We start from the raw sequence: 16922 nt of genomic DNA on the forward strand, positions 1-16922 counted from the left end.
CCGACAGCCTATGTGCGGTTATGGGCTGCGCGTTCCGTCGATGGCCGCAGCCACGATGGCCGACAGCCGTGAAGCCGACGTCGAATCAGTTTGTCCTCGTCTGTCTTTCGCGCGCTGGTCGATCGGACGACAGCAGTGATCGGTTGGATAGCCGCCGGGTACGGGGTCGCGAGTGGGCTCCCGTTGCTGGTGATCGCGGCTACGGCCTGCTTGCCGTACCCCACCAACGGCGCATCGCCTCGGCGACGAGTTCACCGAGGCGATGCGGAGGGGGACGGGAAGAGCGTGTGGGGTTCACGCTCGCTTGCTGAAAGTCGCTCGGGACCACACGTAGCCGATGATGGCGAAGCCTGCGCACCAGGCGAGGGCGGTGAGGGTGTCGGCGGTGGAGGGGGTGCCGGCGAGGAAGCCGCGGACGGATTCGATGATCGGGGTGAAGGGCTGGTATTCGGCGAACTGGCGCACGCCGGGGCCCATTTTGTCGGCGGGGACGATCGCGCTGCTGAGGAAGGGCAGCATGATCAGCGGGACCACCGACATGCCCGCGGCCTCAGGGGTTTTCGCCGACATGCCGAGCGCGACGGTGAGCCAGGCGGCGGCGAACGCGGTGGCCAGCAGGACACCGAGGGCGCCGAGCCACTGCACGGCATCGGCCGGGGAGCGGAAGCCGAGCGCGAAACCGACGCCGATGACGGCGGCGATGGCGACGATATTGGTGACCATGCTCGCGGCGACATGGCCGGTGAGCACGGCGCCCCTGGACACATCCATGACCTTGAACCGGTTGATCACGCCCTTGGTCATGTCCGAACTCACCGCGACGGCGGTGCCGGACAGCCCGTAGCTGATGGCAAGCATGAGCATGCCCGGCACGGCGTAATCGATGTAATCCCCGCCGACGTCGAAGGCGTCGCCGAAGACGTAGACGAAGATCAGCATCATCACCACGGGCATCAGCGCCGCGTTGAACACGGTGACGGGTGAGCGGGTGATGTGGGTGAAGTTGCGGCGCAACATCACCGACGAATCGAACAGGGCGGCGGACAGGCTGCTGGTTGCGGTCGCGGTGCTCATCGTGCTTCGGCCTCCGTGGTGGCGTGCCCGGTCAGGGCAAGGAAAACGTCGTCGAGATCGGGGGTGTGGATGGAAACCTGCGCGGCCTCCATGGAGTGGGCGGCGAGCCGGTCCAGCAGCTCACGCAGCGCGGCCGAGCTGCCGTCGCCGGGCACGCTCAGCGTGAGCGCGTCCTCGTCGGCGGTGGCGCCGGACAGGATGCGCGCGGCCGCGGCCAGTTCGGTGCTGCTGGTGAAGCGCAGCCGGATGTGGCTGCCGGGGACGCGGCGCTTGAGTTCCTCGGCGGTGCCCTCGGCCACGATATGGCCCTGGTCGAGTACCGCGATGCGGTCGGCCAGCTGGTCGGCTTCCTCGAGGTACTGGGTGGTGAGGAAGATCGTCACGCCGCCTGCGGTGAGCTCACGCACGATCTCCCACATGGTGCGCCTGCTGCGCGGGTCGAGCCCGGTGGTCGGCTCGTCGAGGAAGACGATCTCCGGCTTGGTGACCAGCGTCATCGCCAGGTCCAGCTTCCTGCGCATACCACCGGAGTAGCTGCCTGCGGGCTTGCGCGCCGATCCGTCCAGATCGAATCGTTCCAGCAGCTCGGCGATCACCCGCTTGCCGTCCTTGCCGCGCAGGCGGTGCAGATCGGCCATCAACCGCAGGTTCTCCTCGCCGGTCAGCAGATCGTCCACCGCGGCGAACTGGCCGGTGACGCCGATGGACGCGCGGACCGCCTTGGTCTCGGCATCGACATCGTGGCCCGCCACGCGGGCGGTGCCGGAGTCGGCTTTCAAGAGCGTGGTCAGAACGTTGACGGTCGTGGTTTTGCCGGCTCCGTTGGGGCCGAGCAGGGCGAAGATCGTGCCCGCGTCGACGGTGAGGTCGACGCCGTCGAGGACTGTTTTGTCCCCGTAGGACTTCCGCAGCCCGGAGGCCGCAATTGCTGTGCTGTTCATGGCAACTACCGTCGCCGGTGCGGCTGATACCGGCCTGACACCGTCCTGATACGTGCGCTGATAGCGACCTGACGCGTGTTCTGACAGCGCCTTCTCGTGTCGTGCCAGTGGTATGTCAGTTCGGCGTCAGCCCGCCGTCAGCCGGGTCGGCGACCGTCATTGCCGTGAACACCACCGCATTCGCCGCCACCGCTCCCGTCTTCGTCTCGACGATGCCGGCGGAATGGGCCACCCGCGCACGGCAGTTCCTGTTCGGTGCGCACCCCCTCGCGCAGCTGATCCGTTTCGCCGCGGTCGGCGGCGCCAGCAATATCTCCTACCTGCTGCTTTTCCTCGGTTGCGCCGGCCTCGGCCCGTTGGCCGCCAATGCCGCCGGTTCGATCGTGAGCACGATGATCGCCAACGAACTACACCGCAGACTCACTTTCCGGGCAGCCGGCCGGATCGGCTGGTTCACCGCGCAATGGCAGGGCGGCGGGCTGGCGCTGCTCGGCCTGCTCACCAGCACGGCCGCGCTGGCGGGCATCGAATTCCTGGCACCCGGCCTGGACGAGATCACCAGGGCGTCGCTGGTGCTCGCGGTGATGGCGGCGGTCGGCGGTCTGCGCTTCCTCGCCCTGCGCGGCTTGTTCTAGTCTGCTCGATCCATGGTTGCCTGCTGCTGCGCGCAGCACGGTTCGCCGACGCCACGCGGGTCCTCCCTGCCGTGAACGGGCTCATCCTGGATGAGCGCAGCACTAGCCGGTGGAGGACTCACGAACGAACGTCCCCCGCGCGGCCGCGTCGGCGGCCGATTGCGCGGCGCTGCGGGCGGCGAAATCGTCGATCGGGTCGCCGCTGGCGAGAAGGCGGTAGTACAGGGGGCCCGATACCGCGGCGAGGACGGCGCGCGGGTCGGTGCCGGGAGGAGCTTCGCCTCGGTCGATGGCGGCGGTGACGCAGGGGGCCCATTCGGTGAGGCGGATGTCGTAGAAGCGGCGCAGGGCGGCGGCGGTGGTGTCGTCGCAGGTGGCGGCGGCGATGACGGCCTGGAAGAGCCGGCCTTGGCGAGGATCGGTGAGGGTCTTCGCGACCAGGCGGGCGTTGGCGGTCAGATCACCGAGCAGGGAACCGGTGTCGGCACGCGAGACGGACGTTTCGGCCATGTCGACCAGCAGATCGGCGATGAGCCCGGTGGGGGTACGCCAGCGGCGATAGACGGTGGTCTTGCCGACCTCGGCGCGGGCAGCGACCTCGGCCAGATCGAGCCGCGCGAAGCCGTTTTCGGCCAGCAGATCACCGGCCGCATCCAGCACGGCCGCGCGCACCCGGGCCGTGCGACCACCGGGCCGGACCGACCCCGGGACCTGCGATTCTTCTGCCATAACGGGACTCCAGTTTCATTTATCGCCGAGAGCGTGTACGTTCTGAGTTGTTAACGGAACTATAGACCCTTTAGGAGTCATCATGGAGTACCGGCGGTTGGGTGCCTCGGGGCTACTCGTTCCCGCATTGAGCTTCGGCGCGGGGACCTTCGGTGGACGCGGCGAACTGTTCAGCGCGTGGGGCGATACCGACGTCGAGCAGGCGCGGCGGATGGTCGACATCAGCCTGGAGGCGGGCGTCACCATGTTCGATACGGCGGATGTCTATTCCGACGGCGCCTCCGAGGAGGTCCTCGGCGCGGCCATCCGGGGACGACGCGATCAGCTGCTGCTGTCCACCAAGGCGAGCCTGCCCACCGGGCCCGGCCCCTTCGACGCCGGCTCGGGCCGCTCCCGGCTGATCGGCGCCGTGGAGGCCTCGCTGCGCCGGCTCGGCGTCGACCACATCGACCTGTTCCAGCTGCACGCCTTCGACGCCAACACCCCGATCGAGGAGGTGCTGCATGCCCTCGATGATCTGGTGCGCGCCGGCAAGATCCGTTACCTCGGCGCCTCGAACTTCGCCGGCTGGCAGCTGATGAAATCGCTGGCCGTCGCCGATCGGCACGGCCTGACCCGCTATGTCGCGCACCAGGTCTACTACTCGCTGGTCGGCCGCGACTACGAATGGGAGCTGATGCCGCTGGGCCGGGAGGAAGGCGTCGGCGCGGTGGTGTGGAGCCCGCTCGGCTGGGGCAGGCTGACCGGCAAGATCCGGCGCGGGCAACCACTTCCGGAAGGCAGCCGGTTGCATCAGACCGCCGAAGCGGGCCCGCCGGTGAACGACGAACTGCTCTACGACGTGGTCGATGTGCTCGACGAGATCGCCGCCGACACCGGCAAAACCGTCCCGCAGATCGCGTTGAACTGGCTGCTCACCCGCCCGACGGTATCCACCGTCATCGTCGGCGCCCGCAATGAGGAGCAGCTGCGCCAGAACCTCGGCGCCATCGGCTGGCAGCTCACGGCCGACCAGATCGCCCGCCTGGACAAGGCAAGTGCCGTCACCCCGCCGTACCCGTACTACCCGTACTACCGGCTGGCCGACTTCACCCGGCTCAACCCGCCGGCGGTGTGAAATCGGTTGCCGCGACGGATCGCCGGCGAATCCTGCGCCGAGGCATTCACGGCGAAAGCGGCAACGGAAGCGGCGGGCAACAGATGGCCGCCGATAACGCAGTGGTGCGGATGGTTGTTGACAACACCGGGATGGAACTATGCGTCACCAGCGCTGAGCAGCCGGCCGTCGCCGGCGGCCGAACTGTCCCCGGCGGGCCCGACGACCTCAGTGAACCGGGGGGCGGTGAACAGCACAGGTCTCCACCGCCGCCGGAAGCAGCGCGTCGACCGAGCGGCACGTGGACGTCGAGTTCCCCGCTCACGTGCTGCTCGGCCGCTCAGTACACGTCGCGCACGTACCGCTTCTCCGCGACGAGCTGCTTCTTGAATGCCAGCGCCCCGTCTTCGTCGAGCTTGCCGTGGATCTGGGCGAGCGTGAGCAGGGTGTCGTCGACGTCCTTGGCCATGCGGGCGGCGTCACCGCAGACGTAGAGGTGGGCACCGTCGCGCAGCCAGGACCACAGTTCGGCGCCGTGCTCGATCATGCGGTGCTGCACGTAGATCCGTTCCCGCTGGTCACGGGAGAAGGCGAGGTCGAGGCGGGACAGGTGCCCGGACCGGAACATGTCCTCGAGTTCGGTGCGGTAGTAGAAGTTCTGCGCGGCGTGCTGATCGCCGAAGAACAGCCAGTTGCGGCCGGTGGCGCCGAGGGCGCGGCGCTCGTGCAAGAAGCCGCGGAACGGCGCGATACCGGTGCCGGGGCCGACCATGATCATCGGCACGCTCGGGTCCAGCGGCGGACGGAAATGCGGGGCGCGTTGCAGGAAGATCGGCACCTCGGTGGTGTCGGCGCGGTCGGCGAGGAAGGTCGAGCAGACCCCGCCGCGCCGGGCCGCCGAACCCGCGGCGGCCGGATCGCCGTAGCGCACCACGCCGACCGTCAGCTCCACCTGATCCGGGCTCACCAGCGGGCTCGACGAAATCGAATACTGACGTGGCTGCAACTTTTTCAGCGCGCCCAGCCATTCGACCAGGTCGGCGCGCACCGGGAAATCGCGCAGCACATCCACGGCTTGCCGATCCCACAGATAGCCGGCCAACTCGTTGCGGTTGTCCCGGCGCAGCAGCTTGGCCAGGCGCTGATCCGGGTTGCGGTCGGCGACGAATTCCAGCAGATCGTGGGAGATCTTGGTGATGTCGTAGCGGGTGCGCAGCGCCTCGGCCAGCGGCATCTCGGTGGCGTCCACCTCGACGGTGCGCTGCCCGTCCAGCCCGGTCGCGTCCAGCCATTCCCGCACCAGCGACGGACAGTTGGTCGGCCAGACTCCGAGCGAATCCCCGACCTCGTAGCTCGCGTCGAGGCCGCGCAGATCGAATCCGAACCTGCGCACCTCCTTCGAGGAATCGGCACTGGACAGCACCTCGTTGCGGACCAGCGGCGCGCGCAGCGGGGCGTTGCGGCTGAACGGCGCCGGGGCACGACGCACCGGCTGCGGGGCGGGCGCCGTCATGGTGCGGTCGAGCACAGCCGTGGCGGTGCCGGCGGACCCGCCGGGCGGCGGGAAACCGATCGAATCGGGGGCAGGCCCGGAAACCTGGCCGCCGCTTCCGGTGAGCACCGCGATGACCTCGTCCAGCCAGGCCTGTCCGGGTTCGGCGAAATCGGGTTCGCAGTCGACGCGCGGAAGCAGCCTGGTCGCACCGCGTTCGGCGAACTTCTCATCCAGTGTGCGGCCGTGCCCGCAGAAATCATCGTAGGAGGAATCGCCCAGTGCGAAGACGGCGTAGCGCGTGCCGGTGAACCGGGTGGCGCTGTCGTCGAGCCGCTGCCAGAAGTCGCTGCCGTTATCGGGCGGGCCGCCATCGCCGAAGGTGCTGCTGATCACCAGCACGTCACCGGTGAGAGCGCCGAGTTCACAGGAATCCATCTCGAGCAGCCGTGGACTGAGCCCGGATTCGGTGAGGCGTTGCGCGGCCGTCGCGGCGAACTCCTCGGCATTGCCGGTCTGCGATGCCCACAGCACGGTCACTACGCGCTGTTCGTCGGCGGACTCGGAGACGGCCGTGATATCGGCTCCCCCACGGGAATACATACCCGCCAGCAGTCCGTCCACCCACAGCCTGCTCTGTGGCGACAACGGCGCCGATGCGGGCAGCACCGGCTGGCCGGTGACCGGCAGCGAGTGCAGCGCGGCCAGATAGCCGCCGAGGTAGATCCGCTCGGTCTCGCTCAGCGTCGGCGTGGCGGTCGCGTCCAGGCCGAGCATCGCCGCCAGCGGATGGGTTCCGGTCTGCGGTTGCGCGATAGGCGTCTGTTGGACCGGACGAGCCACCGGAGCAACGCGTCGCAACGCGACCGCGCAGGCCTTGAACTCCGGTTGCAGCGAATCCGCGTCCACGGCATCGTTGGTGACGGCGTTGATGGTCAGGTACTCCCCCTGTTCGTCATTCCAGTGGAAGGGCGCGAAGCAATCGCCCTGGCGCACCCGGTCGCTGATCCGGGCGGGCAGCACGGCCCGGCCGCGGCGCGAGGTGATCTCGACTTGATCGCCGGGGGCCAGCTCGAGGGCGCGGGCGTCGTCGGGGTGGATTTCGACGAACGGTTCGCCGTTGAGTTTGTTGAGCTTGTCGATGCGGCCGGTCTTGGTCATCGAATGCCACTGATGTTGCAGGCGGCCGGTATTGAGCAGGAACGGGTAGTCGTCATCGGGCATCTCCTCGGGCAGCAGATGCGGGCGCGGCCAGAACACCGCGCGACGGCTCGCGGTGGGGAACGCCAGCCGCGGGCGATGCCCGCCGGCGTCGACGAACTCCGTTTGGCTCACGCCATCGTTGACGTAGCGGATCGGATTGCGACGCCGCTCGGGTTCGGGGCACGGCCACTGCATGGGCCCTTCCCGCAACCGCTCATAGCTCATCCCGCGCAGGTCGTAGCCGGTCGCCGGGTTCGCGAACTGCCGAATCTCGTCGAAAACCTCCGCGCTGGAAGCGAAATCGAAGCCGTCGAAACCCATGGCGGTCGCCATCTGGGCGATCAGCTGCCAATCCGGGCGCGCATCGCCCGCCGGCTGCACCGAGCTCTGCAACAGCGTGACGTTGCGTTCGGAGTTCACCATCACCGCGTCGGCCTCCGCCCACAGCGTTGCGGGCAGCAGCAGATCGGCGTAGGCGTTGGTGGCGGTGTCGAGGTAGGCATCCTGGGCGATCACCAGCTCGGCCGCTTCCAGGCCCGCGATGACGGCCTTCCGATTGGCCACCGTCGCCACCGGATTGGTGCAGATGATCCAGGCCGCCTTGATGGTGCCCGCGGACAGTCCGCGGAACATGTCGATGGTCCCGGGCCCGGATTCCGCGCGTATGGTGCCGGGTTCCAGGCCCCACACCGTCTCCACGAAGGTGCGGTCGGCGGGGTCGAGCACGCTGCGCTGGCCGGGCAGCCCGGGACCCATATATCCCATTTCCCGCCCGCCCATGGCGTTGGGCTGGCCGGTCAGCGAGAACGGCCCGCTGCCCGGACGGCAGATCGCTCCGGTGGCCAGATGCAGGTTGATCAGGGCGTTGGTGTTCCAGGTGCCGTGCGTGGACTGGTTGAGGCCCATCGTCCACAGGCTCATCCACTCGCCGGCTTCGCCGATCCAGCGGGCCGCGGTGCGCAGATCCTCGACGGCAAGGCCGGTGATCTCGGCAACCCGGTCGGGGGTGTAGTCGGCGAGGAATTCCGGCATCGCCGCCCAGCCCTCGGTGTGCTCGGCGATGAATTCGGCGTCGATATCGCCCGCCTCGACCAGCAGGTGCAGCAAGCCGTTCAGCAGGGCCAGATCGGTGCCGGGCGCGATCTGCAAGAACAGATCGGCGCGGGCGGCGGTATCGGTGCGCCGCGGATCCACCACGATCAGCTTGGCGCCCGCCTTCAACCGGTCGGCCATCCGCAGGAACAGGATGGGATGGCAATCGGCCATGTTCGCGCCGATGACGAAGAGCAGGTCGGCGTGATCGATGTCGTCGTAGGAGCCGGGCGGCCCGTCCGCGCCGAGCGATTGTTTGTATCCGGTGCCCGCACTGGCCATGCACAGCCGGGAGTTGGCCTCGATATGCACCGTGCGCAGATATCCCTTGGCGAGTTTTGTGGCGAGATACTGCGCTTCCAGCGACATCTGCCCGGAGACATACAGGGCGATGGCGTCGGGGCCGTGTTCGTCGAGGATGGCGCGCAGCCGGTTGGCGGCCTCGGTGACGGCGGCGTCGACGTCGATCGGCGTCGGCGCCTCGTCACGGCCGTCGCGGCGGTAGGCGGTGCGCATGCGGCCGTCGGTGCGCATGAGCTCGGCGTGGGTGGCGCCCTTGGTGCACAGCCTGCCCGCGTTCGACGGATGCAGTTTGTCGCCGCTGACCTTGGCGATGACGGTGGCGCCGGTCGCGTCGCGGGCGGTGTCGACGGTGATGCCGCAGCCCACACCGCAGTACGAGCACGCCGTCCTGGTCGTGCCCGGCTGCCGGTCGGTCGCCGCATCGGACATGCCACCGATCATTGCGGCGCTCGGTTTCAGCTGGTTTGCCCGATGTTATCGGCAGATGACGTTTCCGCTCACCGAGGCGTATGCACCGCTGTGAGCTGCGCGTTCACCGGGGTGCGAGGTATATCACCCCAGCTTGTAGGCCCGGTGCAGCGCGACGGCGCCCAAGCTCAGGTTGCGCCATTTCACCCCCGACCAGCCCGCGTCGGCGATCCGCAGCGCGAGCTGACGCTGATTCGACCAGTCCGGAATGGACTCGGAGAGGTAGGCGTAGGCCTCGGGGTTGCTGCTGGCAGCCTTGGCGATCATCGGCATGATCTTGGTCAGGTACAGCCAGTAGACCGAACGGAAGCCGGGCACCGTCGGCGTGGAGAACTCGCACACCACGAGTCGTCCGCCGGGTTTGGTCACCCGCAGCATTTCCCGCAGCGCCAGATCCGGATCGGCCACATTGCGCAGGCCATAGGAGATGGTGACGGCATCGAAGGAATTGTCGGCGAACGGCAGCGCCATCGCATCGCCCGCGACCATGGGCACATTGCGGAACCGGCCCGCCTTCAGCATGCCCTGGGAGAAGTCGGCCGCCACACACCAGGCACCGGACTTGGCGAACTCCGCGGTGGACACCCCGGTGCCCGCGGCGAGGTCGAGCACCCGCTCGCCGGGCCGCGGCGCGATCGCCCTGCGCGTCTCGCGTCGCCAGTACCAGTCCTGACCACCGGAGATGAGGATATTGGTGGAGTCGTACCGCTGCGCGACCTCGTCGAACATCGCCGCGACCTCATGGGGCTGCTTGTCCAGCGAGGCCCGGACCGAGTGTGTTTTCGCCACGCCACCGACATTAACCGCCCGCACTCGCGGATCGATGCGCGCACCGGTGTTGCCTCGATTACCCCTGCGGCTCACCACAGATGCCGGTAGTGCACACCGGCATCGACCAGCAGGGCAAGGCCGAGCAGGACGAAGATGACGCGGACCGAGATCGGGCCGTATTTCGTCAGCACCCGAACCACTGTCCGATAGAACCGCTGCGCGCCCGGCGAGCGGCGGGTCGCCAACACCAGCACGAGCAGCGGCGGCAGCAGCGCGAGCGCGCAGTAGGCCACCACGATCACCGGCCACAGAGCCGGCAGCGGATCGCGGGCCGAGATCATCGCCAGCCCGGCCAGATACGGGATGGCGGTCGGCGCCTGCGCGAGGCCGATGGCGACGCCGACGATGCCGAGCAGCCACGGTTTGCGCCGGAACGCCGTCGCCCAGGCGGGCGGCTGCGCGCGAGCACCCGCGGGCAGGCAGGCGACGGCGATGAGCGCGAGGCCGATCACCAGCTCACCCCAGGCCCGCACGGTCGGCGTCAGCCGGAAGTCGAACAGGCCGGTCAGGAAATTGATGCCGAGCACGGCCAGCAGCCCGAACGTGGTGGTGACCGCGAAAACGCCCGCGATGAAACTCAATCCACCCGGAACCGGCGACCTGCGGCCAAGCTTGCTGTCGAACACGATGGCCGTGGTGACGCCGACGAGCAGCAGGTCAAGGGAATCGATGAATGCGAACCCGGCGAGTGCGAGAAGTAGGGCCAGCATGTCCCGGCCAGCTTACTAGCCGAATGGATCGCCACTTCCGGCCCGACGAGCACCGGTACACGTCGCGGTCTGTGCGATACAGCGGCCGGTCCGGTACGTCGGCCAGGTCATGCCGACGCTACTCGGATCATCCCCGCCTACGCGCGGGTCACCTTGCGAAGACCGGCACATTGTCCGCGCGACGGCACATGAAGCCCCGGCGACCGACATCAGACCGGCGAACTCTGCCCCGCAGCACCCGCCGAGGTGCGCCGAATCAGACGGGCGACCCGGCCGCCGTCCAGTCCGCCGCGCGCCCGGTGAGCGCGAGCAAGCGGTCGACCTTCGGTGCATCGTCCGAAACCGGAACCACCGGACCGAACAAGCCCGGGGTCCCCTCCGCCGGTGTGTCGGCCAAGAACTCCAGCAGCACATCGAGATCCGCGTCGGCGACCGAGACCTCCCGGCCGGTGGCGCGGGCCAGATCCCAGGCGTGGATCACCAGTTCGTCCAATGCCACCCGGGCCATGATCGCGGCGGGCATGCTCACCCCGCCCGCTTCGGTGTCACCGTCCCACGCCGAATCCACCCGCCACGCGGCGACCAGCGCGTCCAGCTGACGCGGAATCCGGGTGCGCCAATCCGGTACCAGCGGATTCTCCGGCCCGGTCGTCGGCGCGACCGATCCGCCGACGGCCTCCTTGGTGGCGGCCTGCCGGAACGCTTCGGTCAGATCGACCACATGCGCGAGCAGATCGCGCACCGTGGTGTCGGCGCACGGGGTGGGTGCGTCGAGCTGTTCGTCGGTGATGTCGGCGACGACGGAAGCGAGGGTGGTGGCGGCGGGGGCGAAATCGAACTCCGGTGTCATCGTGTCTCCTGGAGCGAGCGGGTGGGCGTCCACTCGTTGAGACGAGTCCACCCGCCGGAATTCATCGCCGCCGCGAAACAACCCGCCGATGGTTGCCGGATCGGGCCGACCGGAGCATGCTCGACAGCGTTGGACTGTTGTCCGCCCCGTCGCGGCACCGCGCGGGGCTTACGCGGAGAGGAGCCCACGATGACCCCGAACACCCCCGACCCGGTCCCGGCCGCCGACCCCGCCGACCTGGCGGAACAGTCGGTCGAGATCGCGCCAGAGGACGAGGACACCGGCCTCGACACCGCCGAGCTCCGCACCAGGGACAACTGGGAAGCCAACCCGGCCGACGTGGTGGAGCAGTCGATTCCGGTGCCGATGGACGACGAATACGAAGACGAGGAGACCGAAGCGCCCGCCTGACCGGGCCCGTGCACGCCGTCGCCCGAGCGTTCGGGCGGCGGCGCCCGCGTGCTAGCCCTGGATCTTCGCCCGCACGGTGGCGTGCAGTTCGCGCAGGCTCGACCGTTCGGTCACCACTTCCAGCACCCGGATACCGTGCGCGTTCCCGGCCAGCTCCACGGCCAGCTTTTCCGGTGTGACCTGCTGGTGCGGAATGCGGTAGGCCGCGCACAGGGCGGCCAGATCCATGCCGTGCGGGGTGCCGAACACTCGCTCGAACACGCCCGCGTACTGCGGGTCGCCCTGTTCGAGCAGTTCGAAGATGCCGCCGCCGTCGTCGTTGGCGACCACGATGGTCAGGTCGGTGGGCCGTGGCTCGCCCCGCCCGATCAGCAGCCCGGACGCGTCGTGCAAGAAGGTGAGGTCACCGATCAGCGCGATGGTGCGGCCAGCGTGGTGCAGCGCCGCGCCGACGGCGGTGGAGACGGTGCCGTCGATGCCCGCCACACCCCGGTTGGACAGCACCCGCACGCCGGGGCGGGGCGCCGACACCAACGCGGCGTCACGCACCGGGTTGGAGGCGCCGAGCAGCAGCTGATCGCCCTCGCGCAGCGCGTCCATCACCACCGCGGCCACGTGCAGACCGGTCGGCTTGGGATGCCCGGCCAGTTCCTCGCGCACGACCTGACCGGCCTTGGCGTTCAGATCGCGGCAGTGCGCCAGCCATTCCGGACGCGGCTGCCCGGTGGTGACGGCGCGGGTCCCGGTGCCGACCACATTGCCGGAGACATCGGGCCAGCGCGGGCCGGTCGTCAGCGCGTAGACCGTTACCTCGGGATCGGCCAGCACCTTCGACACCTGACGATGCAGCGTCGGCCGCCCGGTGATGATCGCCTGCTTCGGCTTCAGCAACGGCAGCGCCAGCGGATGCAGAGCCGGACCGTGCATCGGGGCGGTCGGCTCGGCGACGGTCGGCAGCTGCGACAGTTCCGGGCGCAGGCCGGCGCCATGGCCGGAGATGACAACGGTATCGGGGGTCAGGTCGATATCGAGCGGCACATCGAGGGTCGCGTAGCGGGTCGCGGTCCAGGCGCTGCCGTCGGCGCGGCCCTGCGGCAACGCCTCGCCGGGCGCGAGGTCGGGGACCAGCGGTTCGCGCAGCGGGATGTCGAAATGCACCGGCCCGGCATTGCCGGAACGGGTGCCGCGCGCGGCGGCGAGCACCCGGCAGACCGCCGAGCGCCACACACTGTTGTGCTGGTCGTAGCCGCCGGCGTCGTCGGTTTCGGCCAGGCCGAGGCTGATGGTGGCGCGCACCTGGCTGCCGAACAGGCCGAGCTGCTCGATGGTCTGGTTGGCGCCGGTGCCGAGCATCTCGTAGGGCCGGTTGGCGCTGAGCACGATGAGCGGAACCCGCGCGTAGTTGGCCTCCAGCACGGCAGGCCCGAGGTTGGCCACGGCGGTGCCGGAGGTCATCACGACGGGCACCGGGCAGCCGGAGGCGATGGCGAGACCGATGGCGAGAAACCCGGCGGTGCGTTCGTCGATGCGCATGTGCAGCCGCAGCCGTCCGGCGGCGTCGGCGGCCTGCAACGCGAAGGCCAGCGGCGCATTGCGCGAGCCGGGGCACAGCACGACATCTCGCACGCCCCCGCGCGCCAGCTCGTCGACGACGACCTGGGCCTGTGCTGTTGACGGGTTCACCTCTCCAGACTCTCAGACGGTGCGCCGTCCCGACGCGTCAGCCTGCTCACAGCCCGCGTTTCTTAGGGTTTGCTAACCTAAGTGATATGGCCAAGCGCACCAAGTACGTCAAGCCGGAAGACCGGCGGATCTGCACCGCCGAGGTGGTCGCGAGCAAGCGGATCAGCCCGCATTTCGTCCGCGTCACCGTCGGCGGGGCGGATCTCGCCGACTTCACGCCGATGGGCTACGACCAGTGGTTCCGGCTGTTCCTGCGCCGCCCGCAGCAGAGCGAGCTGAGGCTGCCCACCGCGGCCAACAACCTCTGGTACGCGCAGTACCTGATGATGAGCAAGGAGACGCGGCCGCTGGTGCGCAACTACACCGTGCGCGATTTCCGTCCCGCGGGCGATGGCCGGTTCGGCGAACATGCCGAGATCGACATCGATTTCGTCTCACACGGCGACGACAGCCCGGCCTCTGCCTGGGCGAACAATGTCAGCGCGGGCACCATGGTCGGCCTGTTCGACGAAGGCGTGATGTATCAGGCGCCGGAGCATACGAATTGGTCGCTGCTGGTGGGCGATGAGAGCGCGCTGCCCGCGCTCGCCGGCATCCTGCGGTCGGCCCCGCGCGACCTGCGCGGCGCGGCCTATATCGAGATCCCCCATACCGATGACGTCCAGGACCTCGGCGAACCCGAAGGCGTCCAGGTGCATTGGCTGCCACGCACCGACGCATCGGCCAAGATCGGCGAATTGGCGGCGGCCACGGTCCGCACCGCCGAACTGCCCGGCACCGGCGTGTACGGATTCATCGCCGGGGAGCAGGCGCTGGCTTCGGGGGTGCGGCGGCATCTGGTGAACGAACGCGCAATCCCCAAGGCGGACGTCACCTTCACCGGCTATTGGCGCTTCGGCAAGGCCGCGCCGAGCTGAATCACGCCGCCGGGCCGCGAAATTCGCCGGGCGCCCCGGCCGGACAGCCGGGGCCCATACGAAAGCGGTACCGCCGCGAGGATCCGCAGCGGTACCGCCAGGGGACGTCAGCCCGCGTGCCGCTGCACCAGATCGCCGACGCGCGGCAGCGCCTCGATGACGTTCTTCTTGGCCGAGGAACGCATCGAGTTGTAGACCTTCTTGATGGCGGGCCGGGTGGAGGCTTCGGCCCGCTCGTCGGTCACGGCGAGCAACGCCTCGGCGACCTCGTCCGACTTGGCCACGAGCAGGTCGGCGAAGCTACCCGAACCGGCAGCGGTGTACTCCTGCCAGTAGGGCTCCAGCTGCGCGAGCAGCTTGGGCGCCAGCGACTCCAGCGCGTCGGGCACGATGGACGGGCTGATCTTCTTGACCGCCGCGTATCCACCCTTCACAGCCAGGCCGGACGCACCACCCTTGTCCGAGACCTCGGCATCGAGCACCTGGACGGCGTCAGCGAGGAAGGCCGGGCGCTTGGCCTCGTCGAGCAGGGATTCAGACAGTGCTGCAACCACTTTCAGGGTCCTCCGGATCGTTATTTCGATGGACGAGCAGCCGCAACTATACGCATCGCTTTCGGGCTTGCGTGGGCTATGGCTGCCACGGCAGCAACTGCACCATCAGCCCTTCACAATCGGCGAGCACTGTGCCCTGCTCATCGACCAATTCGGCGCTGATGAAAGTTTTGCGACCTTCGATTCGTTCGACTCGCCCGCGCACCGTCAGCGGGGTCTCCAGCGGAGTCACCTTGCGGTAGTTGACATGCAGGTAGGCGGTGCGGCTGATCGGGCGGCCCGCGTAGTGCACGATCATGCCGAGCAGGTCGTCGAACAGCAGCGGCAGCACCCCGCCGTGCGCGGCGGAATTGCCGCCGAGATGGAAGCGGCGGAACACGCCCTTCATCACGATGCCGTCCGGCCCGGCCTCCACGGTGCGCCACGGGAGCAGCAGCAGACTGCCACGGCCGGGGAGTTCGACCGCGCGGCCGGCCGGGCCCTGCAATTCGGGTGCGCGATAGGGCTCGAGCAGTTCGATCAAGCGGTTGGCCTTGGCGAGGGCGTCGGCGAGCACGTCGTCGGGCGCGTCGATGGAGACGGTCAGATCCTGCAACGTGCGCATGGCTTCGACGAACGGCCCGAAATCCGGCCCAACGCGCGCCGGGGTGATCTTGGGAAACCCACCGTGCCGCTCGTACCGAGACTCATCGACCATGCTGTCGTCGATAACGGGTTCTACTCGCTCACTCATACCTGCACGCTAACGCGATTTTTTACACCGTCAAGTCGATGCCTCCCGCCGACCGGGAGTCGAGCGGCTCACACCTGCGCCGGAACCGCCCACCCGCGGGGCCATAATCACTGACGTGACGTTCAATCCGACGCTGTGGCGGCCCGTACCCGGGTTCGAGAACCTGACCGACATCACCTACCACCGGCATATCGAGCAGGGCACCGTCCGGGTCGCCTTCGATCGGCCCGAGGTCCGCAACGCCTTCCGCCCGCATACCGTCGATGAGCTCTACCGCGTGCTCGACCACGCGCGGATGACCTCCGACGTCGGAGCGGTGCTGCTCACCGGCAACGGACCGAGCCCAAAGGACGGCGGCTGGGCCTTCTGCTCCGGCGGCGATCAGCGCATCCGCGGACGCAGCGGTTACCAGTACGCCAGCGGCGAGACCGCCGACACGGTGGATCAGGCCAGGGCGGGCCGGCTGCACATCCTCGAGGTGCAGCGGCTCATCCGGTTCATGCCCAAAGTGGTGATCGCGCTGGTCAACGGCTGGGCCGCCGGTGGCGGGCACAGCCTGCACGTGGTCTGCGATCTCACCCTGGCCAGCCGCGAACACGCCCGGTTCAAGCAGACCGACGCCGATGTGGGCAGCTTCGACGGCGGCTACGGCAGCGCCTACCTGGCGAAGATGGTCGGGCAGAAGTTCGCCCGCGAGATCTTCTTCCTCGGCAGGCCCTACACCGCCGAGGAAATGCACCAGATGGGTGCGGTGAACAAGGTCGTCGACCATGCCGAACTCGAGGACGTCGCGCTGGAGTGGACCGCCGACATCAACGGCAAATCCCCGCAGGCCCAGCGCATGCTCAAATACGCGTTCAACCTGGCCGACGACGGCCTGGTAGGCCAGCAGCTGTTCGCCGGTGAGGCGACCCGGATGGCGTACATGACCGATGAGGCCGTCGAGGGCCGCGACGCCTTCCTGGAGAAGCGCGCACCCGACTGGAGCCCCTACCCCTGGTACTTCTGACCGGTTCGACACGCGGGATCCACCCGGAGCGACTCGACCCGGACCACAATGTAGACCGAAGACACCACCACCTAACCGACACCAGCCGAACAACGGTGGGGCGACCTCGAGGAGCCCCGTTCGCGGCCCGGCTCGCGTTCTCCGCTGCCGCTGCTTGCCCGCGGCGTGCGCAGCGACAGCGGAAACGCGGT

Annotated in this window: 15 protein-coding genes; 5 read left to right on the forward strand and 10 right to left on the reverse strand. The window is 68.7% G+C overall.

Going from position 1 to position 16922, the window contains the following annotated elements; translation table 11 throughout:
- Positions 1 to 294: 294 nt before the first annotated feature.
- Both GV790_RS02745 and GV790_RS02750 read right to left on the reverse strand, forming a co-directional pair.
- On the reverse strand, positions 295 to 1074 hold the full coding sequence (locus GV790_RS02745; RefSeq protein ID WP_163810120.1) for an ABC transporter permease: 780 nt from the start codon (positions 1072 to 1074) through the stop codon (positions 295 to 297).
- Positions 1071 to 2015: an ATP-binding cassette domain-containing protein gene (locus GV790_RS02750; RefSeq protein ID WP_163810123.1), complete on the reverse strand. Its 945-nt coding sequence runs from the start codon at positions 2013 to 2015 to the stop codon at positions 1071 to 1073. Before GV790_RS02750 ends, GV790_RS02745 begins: the two co-directional genes overlap by 4 nt.
- A 164-nt stretch (positions 2016 to 2179) precedes the next feature.
- Here GV790_RS02750 and GV790_RS02755 point away from each other — a divergent pair, with 164 nt between their 5' ends.
- Positions 2180 to 2650 (forward strand): GtrA family protein, encoded by a 471-nt coding sequence (locus GV790_RS02755; protein WP_375139362.1) that lies wholly within the window; start codon positions 2180 to 2182, stop codon positions 2648 to 2650.
- A gap of 102 nt (positions 2651 to 2752) precedes the next feature.
- On the opposite strand, the gene GV790_RS02760 is transcribed toward GV790_RS02755, so the two are convergent.
- Complete coding sequence (locus GV790_RS02760; protein WP_163810125.1) at positions 2753 to 3379, reverse strand: TetR/AcrR family transcriptional regulator; 627 nt, start codon at positions 3377 to 3379, stop codon at positions 2753 to 2755.
- A gap of 82 nt (positions 3380 to 3461) precedes the next feature.
- Between GV790_RS02760 and GV790_RS02765 the strand changes: the two genes are divergently transcribed.
- Complete coding sequence (locus GV790_RS02765; RefSeq protein ID WP_163810127.1) at positions 3462 to 4496, forward strand: aldo/keto reductase; 1035 nt, start codon at positions 3462 to 3464, stop codon at positions 4494 to 4496.
- A 319-nt stretch (positions 4497 to 4815) separates the two neighbouring features.
- Here the strand turns inward: GV790_RS02765 and GV790_RS02770 are convergent, their stop codons facing one another.
- The 4 genes from GV790_RS02770 to GV790_RS02785 form a co-directional block, all read right to left on the reverse strand.
- A complete protein-coding gene (locus GV790_RS02770) occupies positions 4816 to 8994 on the reverse strand; it encodes a molybdopterin-dependent oxidoreductase (protein WP_375139363.1) in 4179 nt (1392 codons plus the stop codon).
- A 123-nt stretch (positions 8995 to 9117) separates the two neighbouring features.
- Positions 9118 to 9822 (reverse strand): demethylmenaquinone methyltransferase, encoded by a 705-nt coding sequence (locus tag GV790_RS02775; protein ID WP_163810132.1) that lies wholly within the window; start codon positions 9820 to 9822, stop codon positions 9118 to 9120.
- A 71-nt stretch (positions 9823 to 9893) separates the two neighbouring features.
- A complete protein-coding gene (locus tag GV790_RS02780) occupies positions 9894 to 10574 on the reverse strand; it encodes a GAP family protein (protein ID WP_163810134.1) in 681 nt (226 codons plus the stop codon).
- A gap of 256 nt (positions 10575 to 10830) precedes the next feature.
- A complete protein-coding gene (locus tag GV790_RS02785) occupies positions 10831 to 11424 on the reverse strand; it encodes a TIGR03086 family metal-binding protein (protein WP_163810136.1) in 594 nt (197 codons plus the stop codon).
- 189 nt (positions 11425 to 11613) lie between these two features.
- Between GV790_RS02785 and GV790_RS02790 the strand changes: the two genes are divergently transcribed.
- A complete protein-coding gene (locus GV790_RS02790) occupies positions 11614 to 11835 on the forward strand; it encodes a hypothetical protein (RefSeq protein ID WP_051016825.1) in 222 nt (73 codons plus the stop codon).
- A 51-nt stretch (positions 11836 to 11886) separates the two neighbouring features.
- Here GV790_RS02790 and menD read toward each other — a convergent pair whose 3' ends face one another.
- Positions 11887 to 13518, reverse strand: coding sequence for a 2-succinyl-5-enolpyruvyl-6-hydroxy-3-cyclohexene-1-carboxylic-acid synthase (gene menD, locus GV790_RS02795; protein WP_163810139.1), 1632 nt, complete (start codon positions 13516 to 13518; stop codon positions 11887 to 11889).
- Between the two features lie 86 nt (positions 13519 to 13604).
- Between menD and GV790_RS02800 the strand changes: the two genes are divergently transcribed.
- Positions 13605 to 14435 (forward strand): siderophore-interacting protein, encoded by an 831-nt coding sequence (locus GV790_RS02800; RefSeq protein WP_163810141.1) that lies wholly within the window; start codon positions 13605 to 13607, stop codon positions 14433 to 14435.
- A gap of 107 nt (positions 14436 to 14542) precedes the next feature.
- Here the strand turns inward: GV790_RS02800 and GV790_RS02805 are convergent, their stop codons facing one another.
- Positions 14543 to 14989, reverse strand: a complete 447-nt coding sequence (locus tag GV790_RS02805; RefSeq protein WP_036540534.1) for a DUF6918 family protein — start codon at positions 14987 to 14989, stop codon at positions 14543 to 14545.
- Between the two features lie 76 nt (positions 14990 to 15065).
- The gene (locus tag GV790_RS02810; protein WP_163810143.1) at positions 15066 to 15722 is read right to left on the reverse strand and encodes a PaaI family thioesterase; all 657 of its coding nucleotides are present in this window, start codon (positions 15720 to 15722) and stop codon (positions 15066 to 15068) included.
- A 115-nt stretch (positions 15723 to 15837) separates the two neighbouring features.
- On the opposite strand from GV790_RS02810, the gene GV790_RS02815 reads away from it, so the two are divergent.
- On the forward strand, positions 15838 to 16731 hold the full coding sequence (locus GV790_RS02815; RefSeq protein ID WP_163810145.1) for a 1,4-dihydroxy-2-naphthoyl-CoA synthase: 894 nt from the start codon (positions 15838 to 15840) through the stop codon (positions 16729 to 16731).
- Positions 16732 to 16922 lie beyond the last annotated feature (191 nt).

This window comes from Nocardia cyriacigeorgica, from assembly GCF_010858045.1.
Lineage (GTDB): Bacteria > Actinomycetota > Actinomycetes > Mycobacteriales > Mycobacteriaceae > Nocardia > Nocardia cyriacigeorgica_E.

Coding starts and splice junctions, on each gene's coding strand:
- GV790_RS02810 (WP_163810143.1), bottom strand. CDS start 15,722: ATGAGTGAGCGAGTAGAACCCGTTATCGACGACAGCATGGTCGATGAG.
- GV790_RS02780 (WP_163810134.1), bottom strand. CDS start 10,574: ATGCTGGCCCTACTTCTCGCACTCGCCGGGTTCGCATTCATCGATTCC.
- GV790_RS02750 (WP_163810123.1), bottom strand. CDS start 2,015: ATGAACAGCACAGCAATTGCGGCCTCCGGGCTGCGGAAGTCCTACGGG.
- GV790_RS02765 (WP_163810127.1), top strand. CDS start 3,462: ATGGAGTACCGGCGGTTGGGTGCCTCGGGGCTACTCGTTCCCGCATTG.
- GV790_RS02745 (WP_163810120.1), bottom strand. CDS start 1,074: ATGAGCACCGCGACCGCAACCAGCAGCCTGTCCGCCGCCCTGTTCGAT.
- GV790_RS02785 (WP_163810136.1), bottom strand. CDS start 11,424: ATGACACCGGAGTTCGATTTCGCCCCCGCCGCCACCACCCTCGCTTCC.
- GV790_RS02790 (WP_051016825.1), top strand. CDS start 11,614: ATGACCCCGAACACCCCCGACCCGGTCCCGGCCGCCGACCCCGCCGAC.
- GV790_RS02760 (WP_163810125.1), bottom strand. CDS start 3,379: ATGGCAGAAGAATCGCAGGTCCCGGGGTCGGTCCGGCCCGGTGGTCGC.
- GV790_RS02800 (WP_163810141.1), top strand. CDS start 13,605: ATGGCCAAGCGCACCAAGTACGTCAAGCCGGAAGACCGGCGGATCTGC.
- GV790_RS02770 (WP_375139363.1), bottom strand. CDS start 8,994: ATGTCCGATGCGGCGACCGACCGGCAGCCGGGCACGACCAGGACGGCG.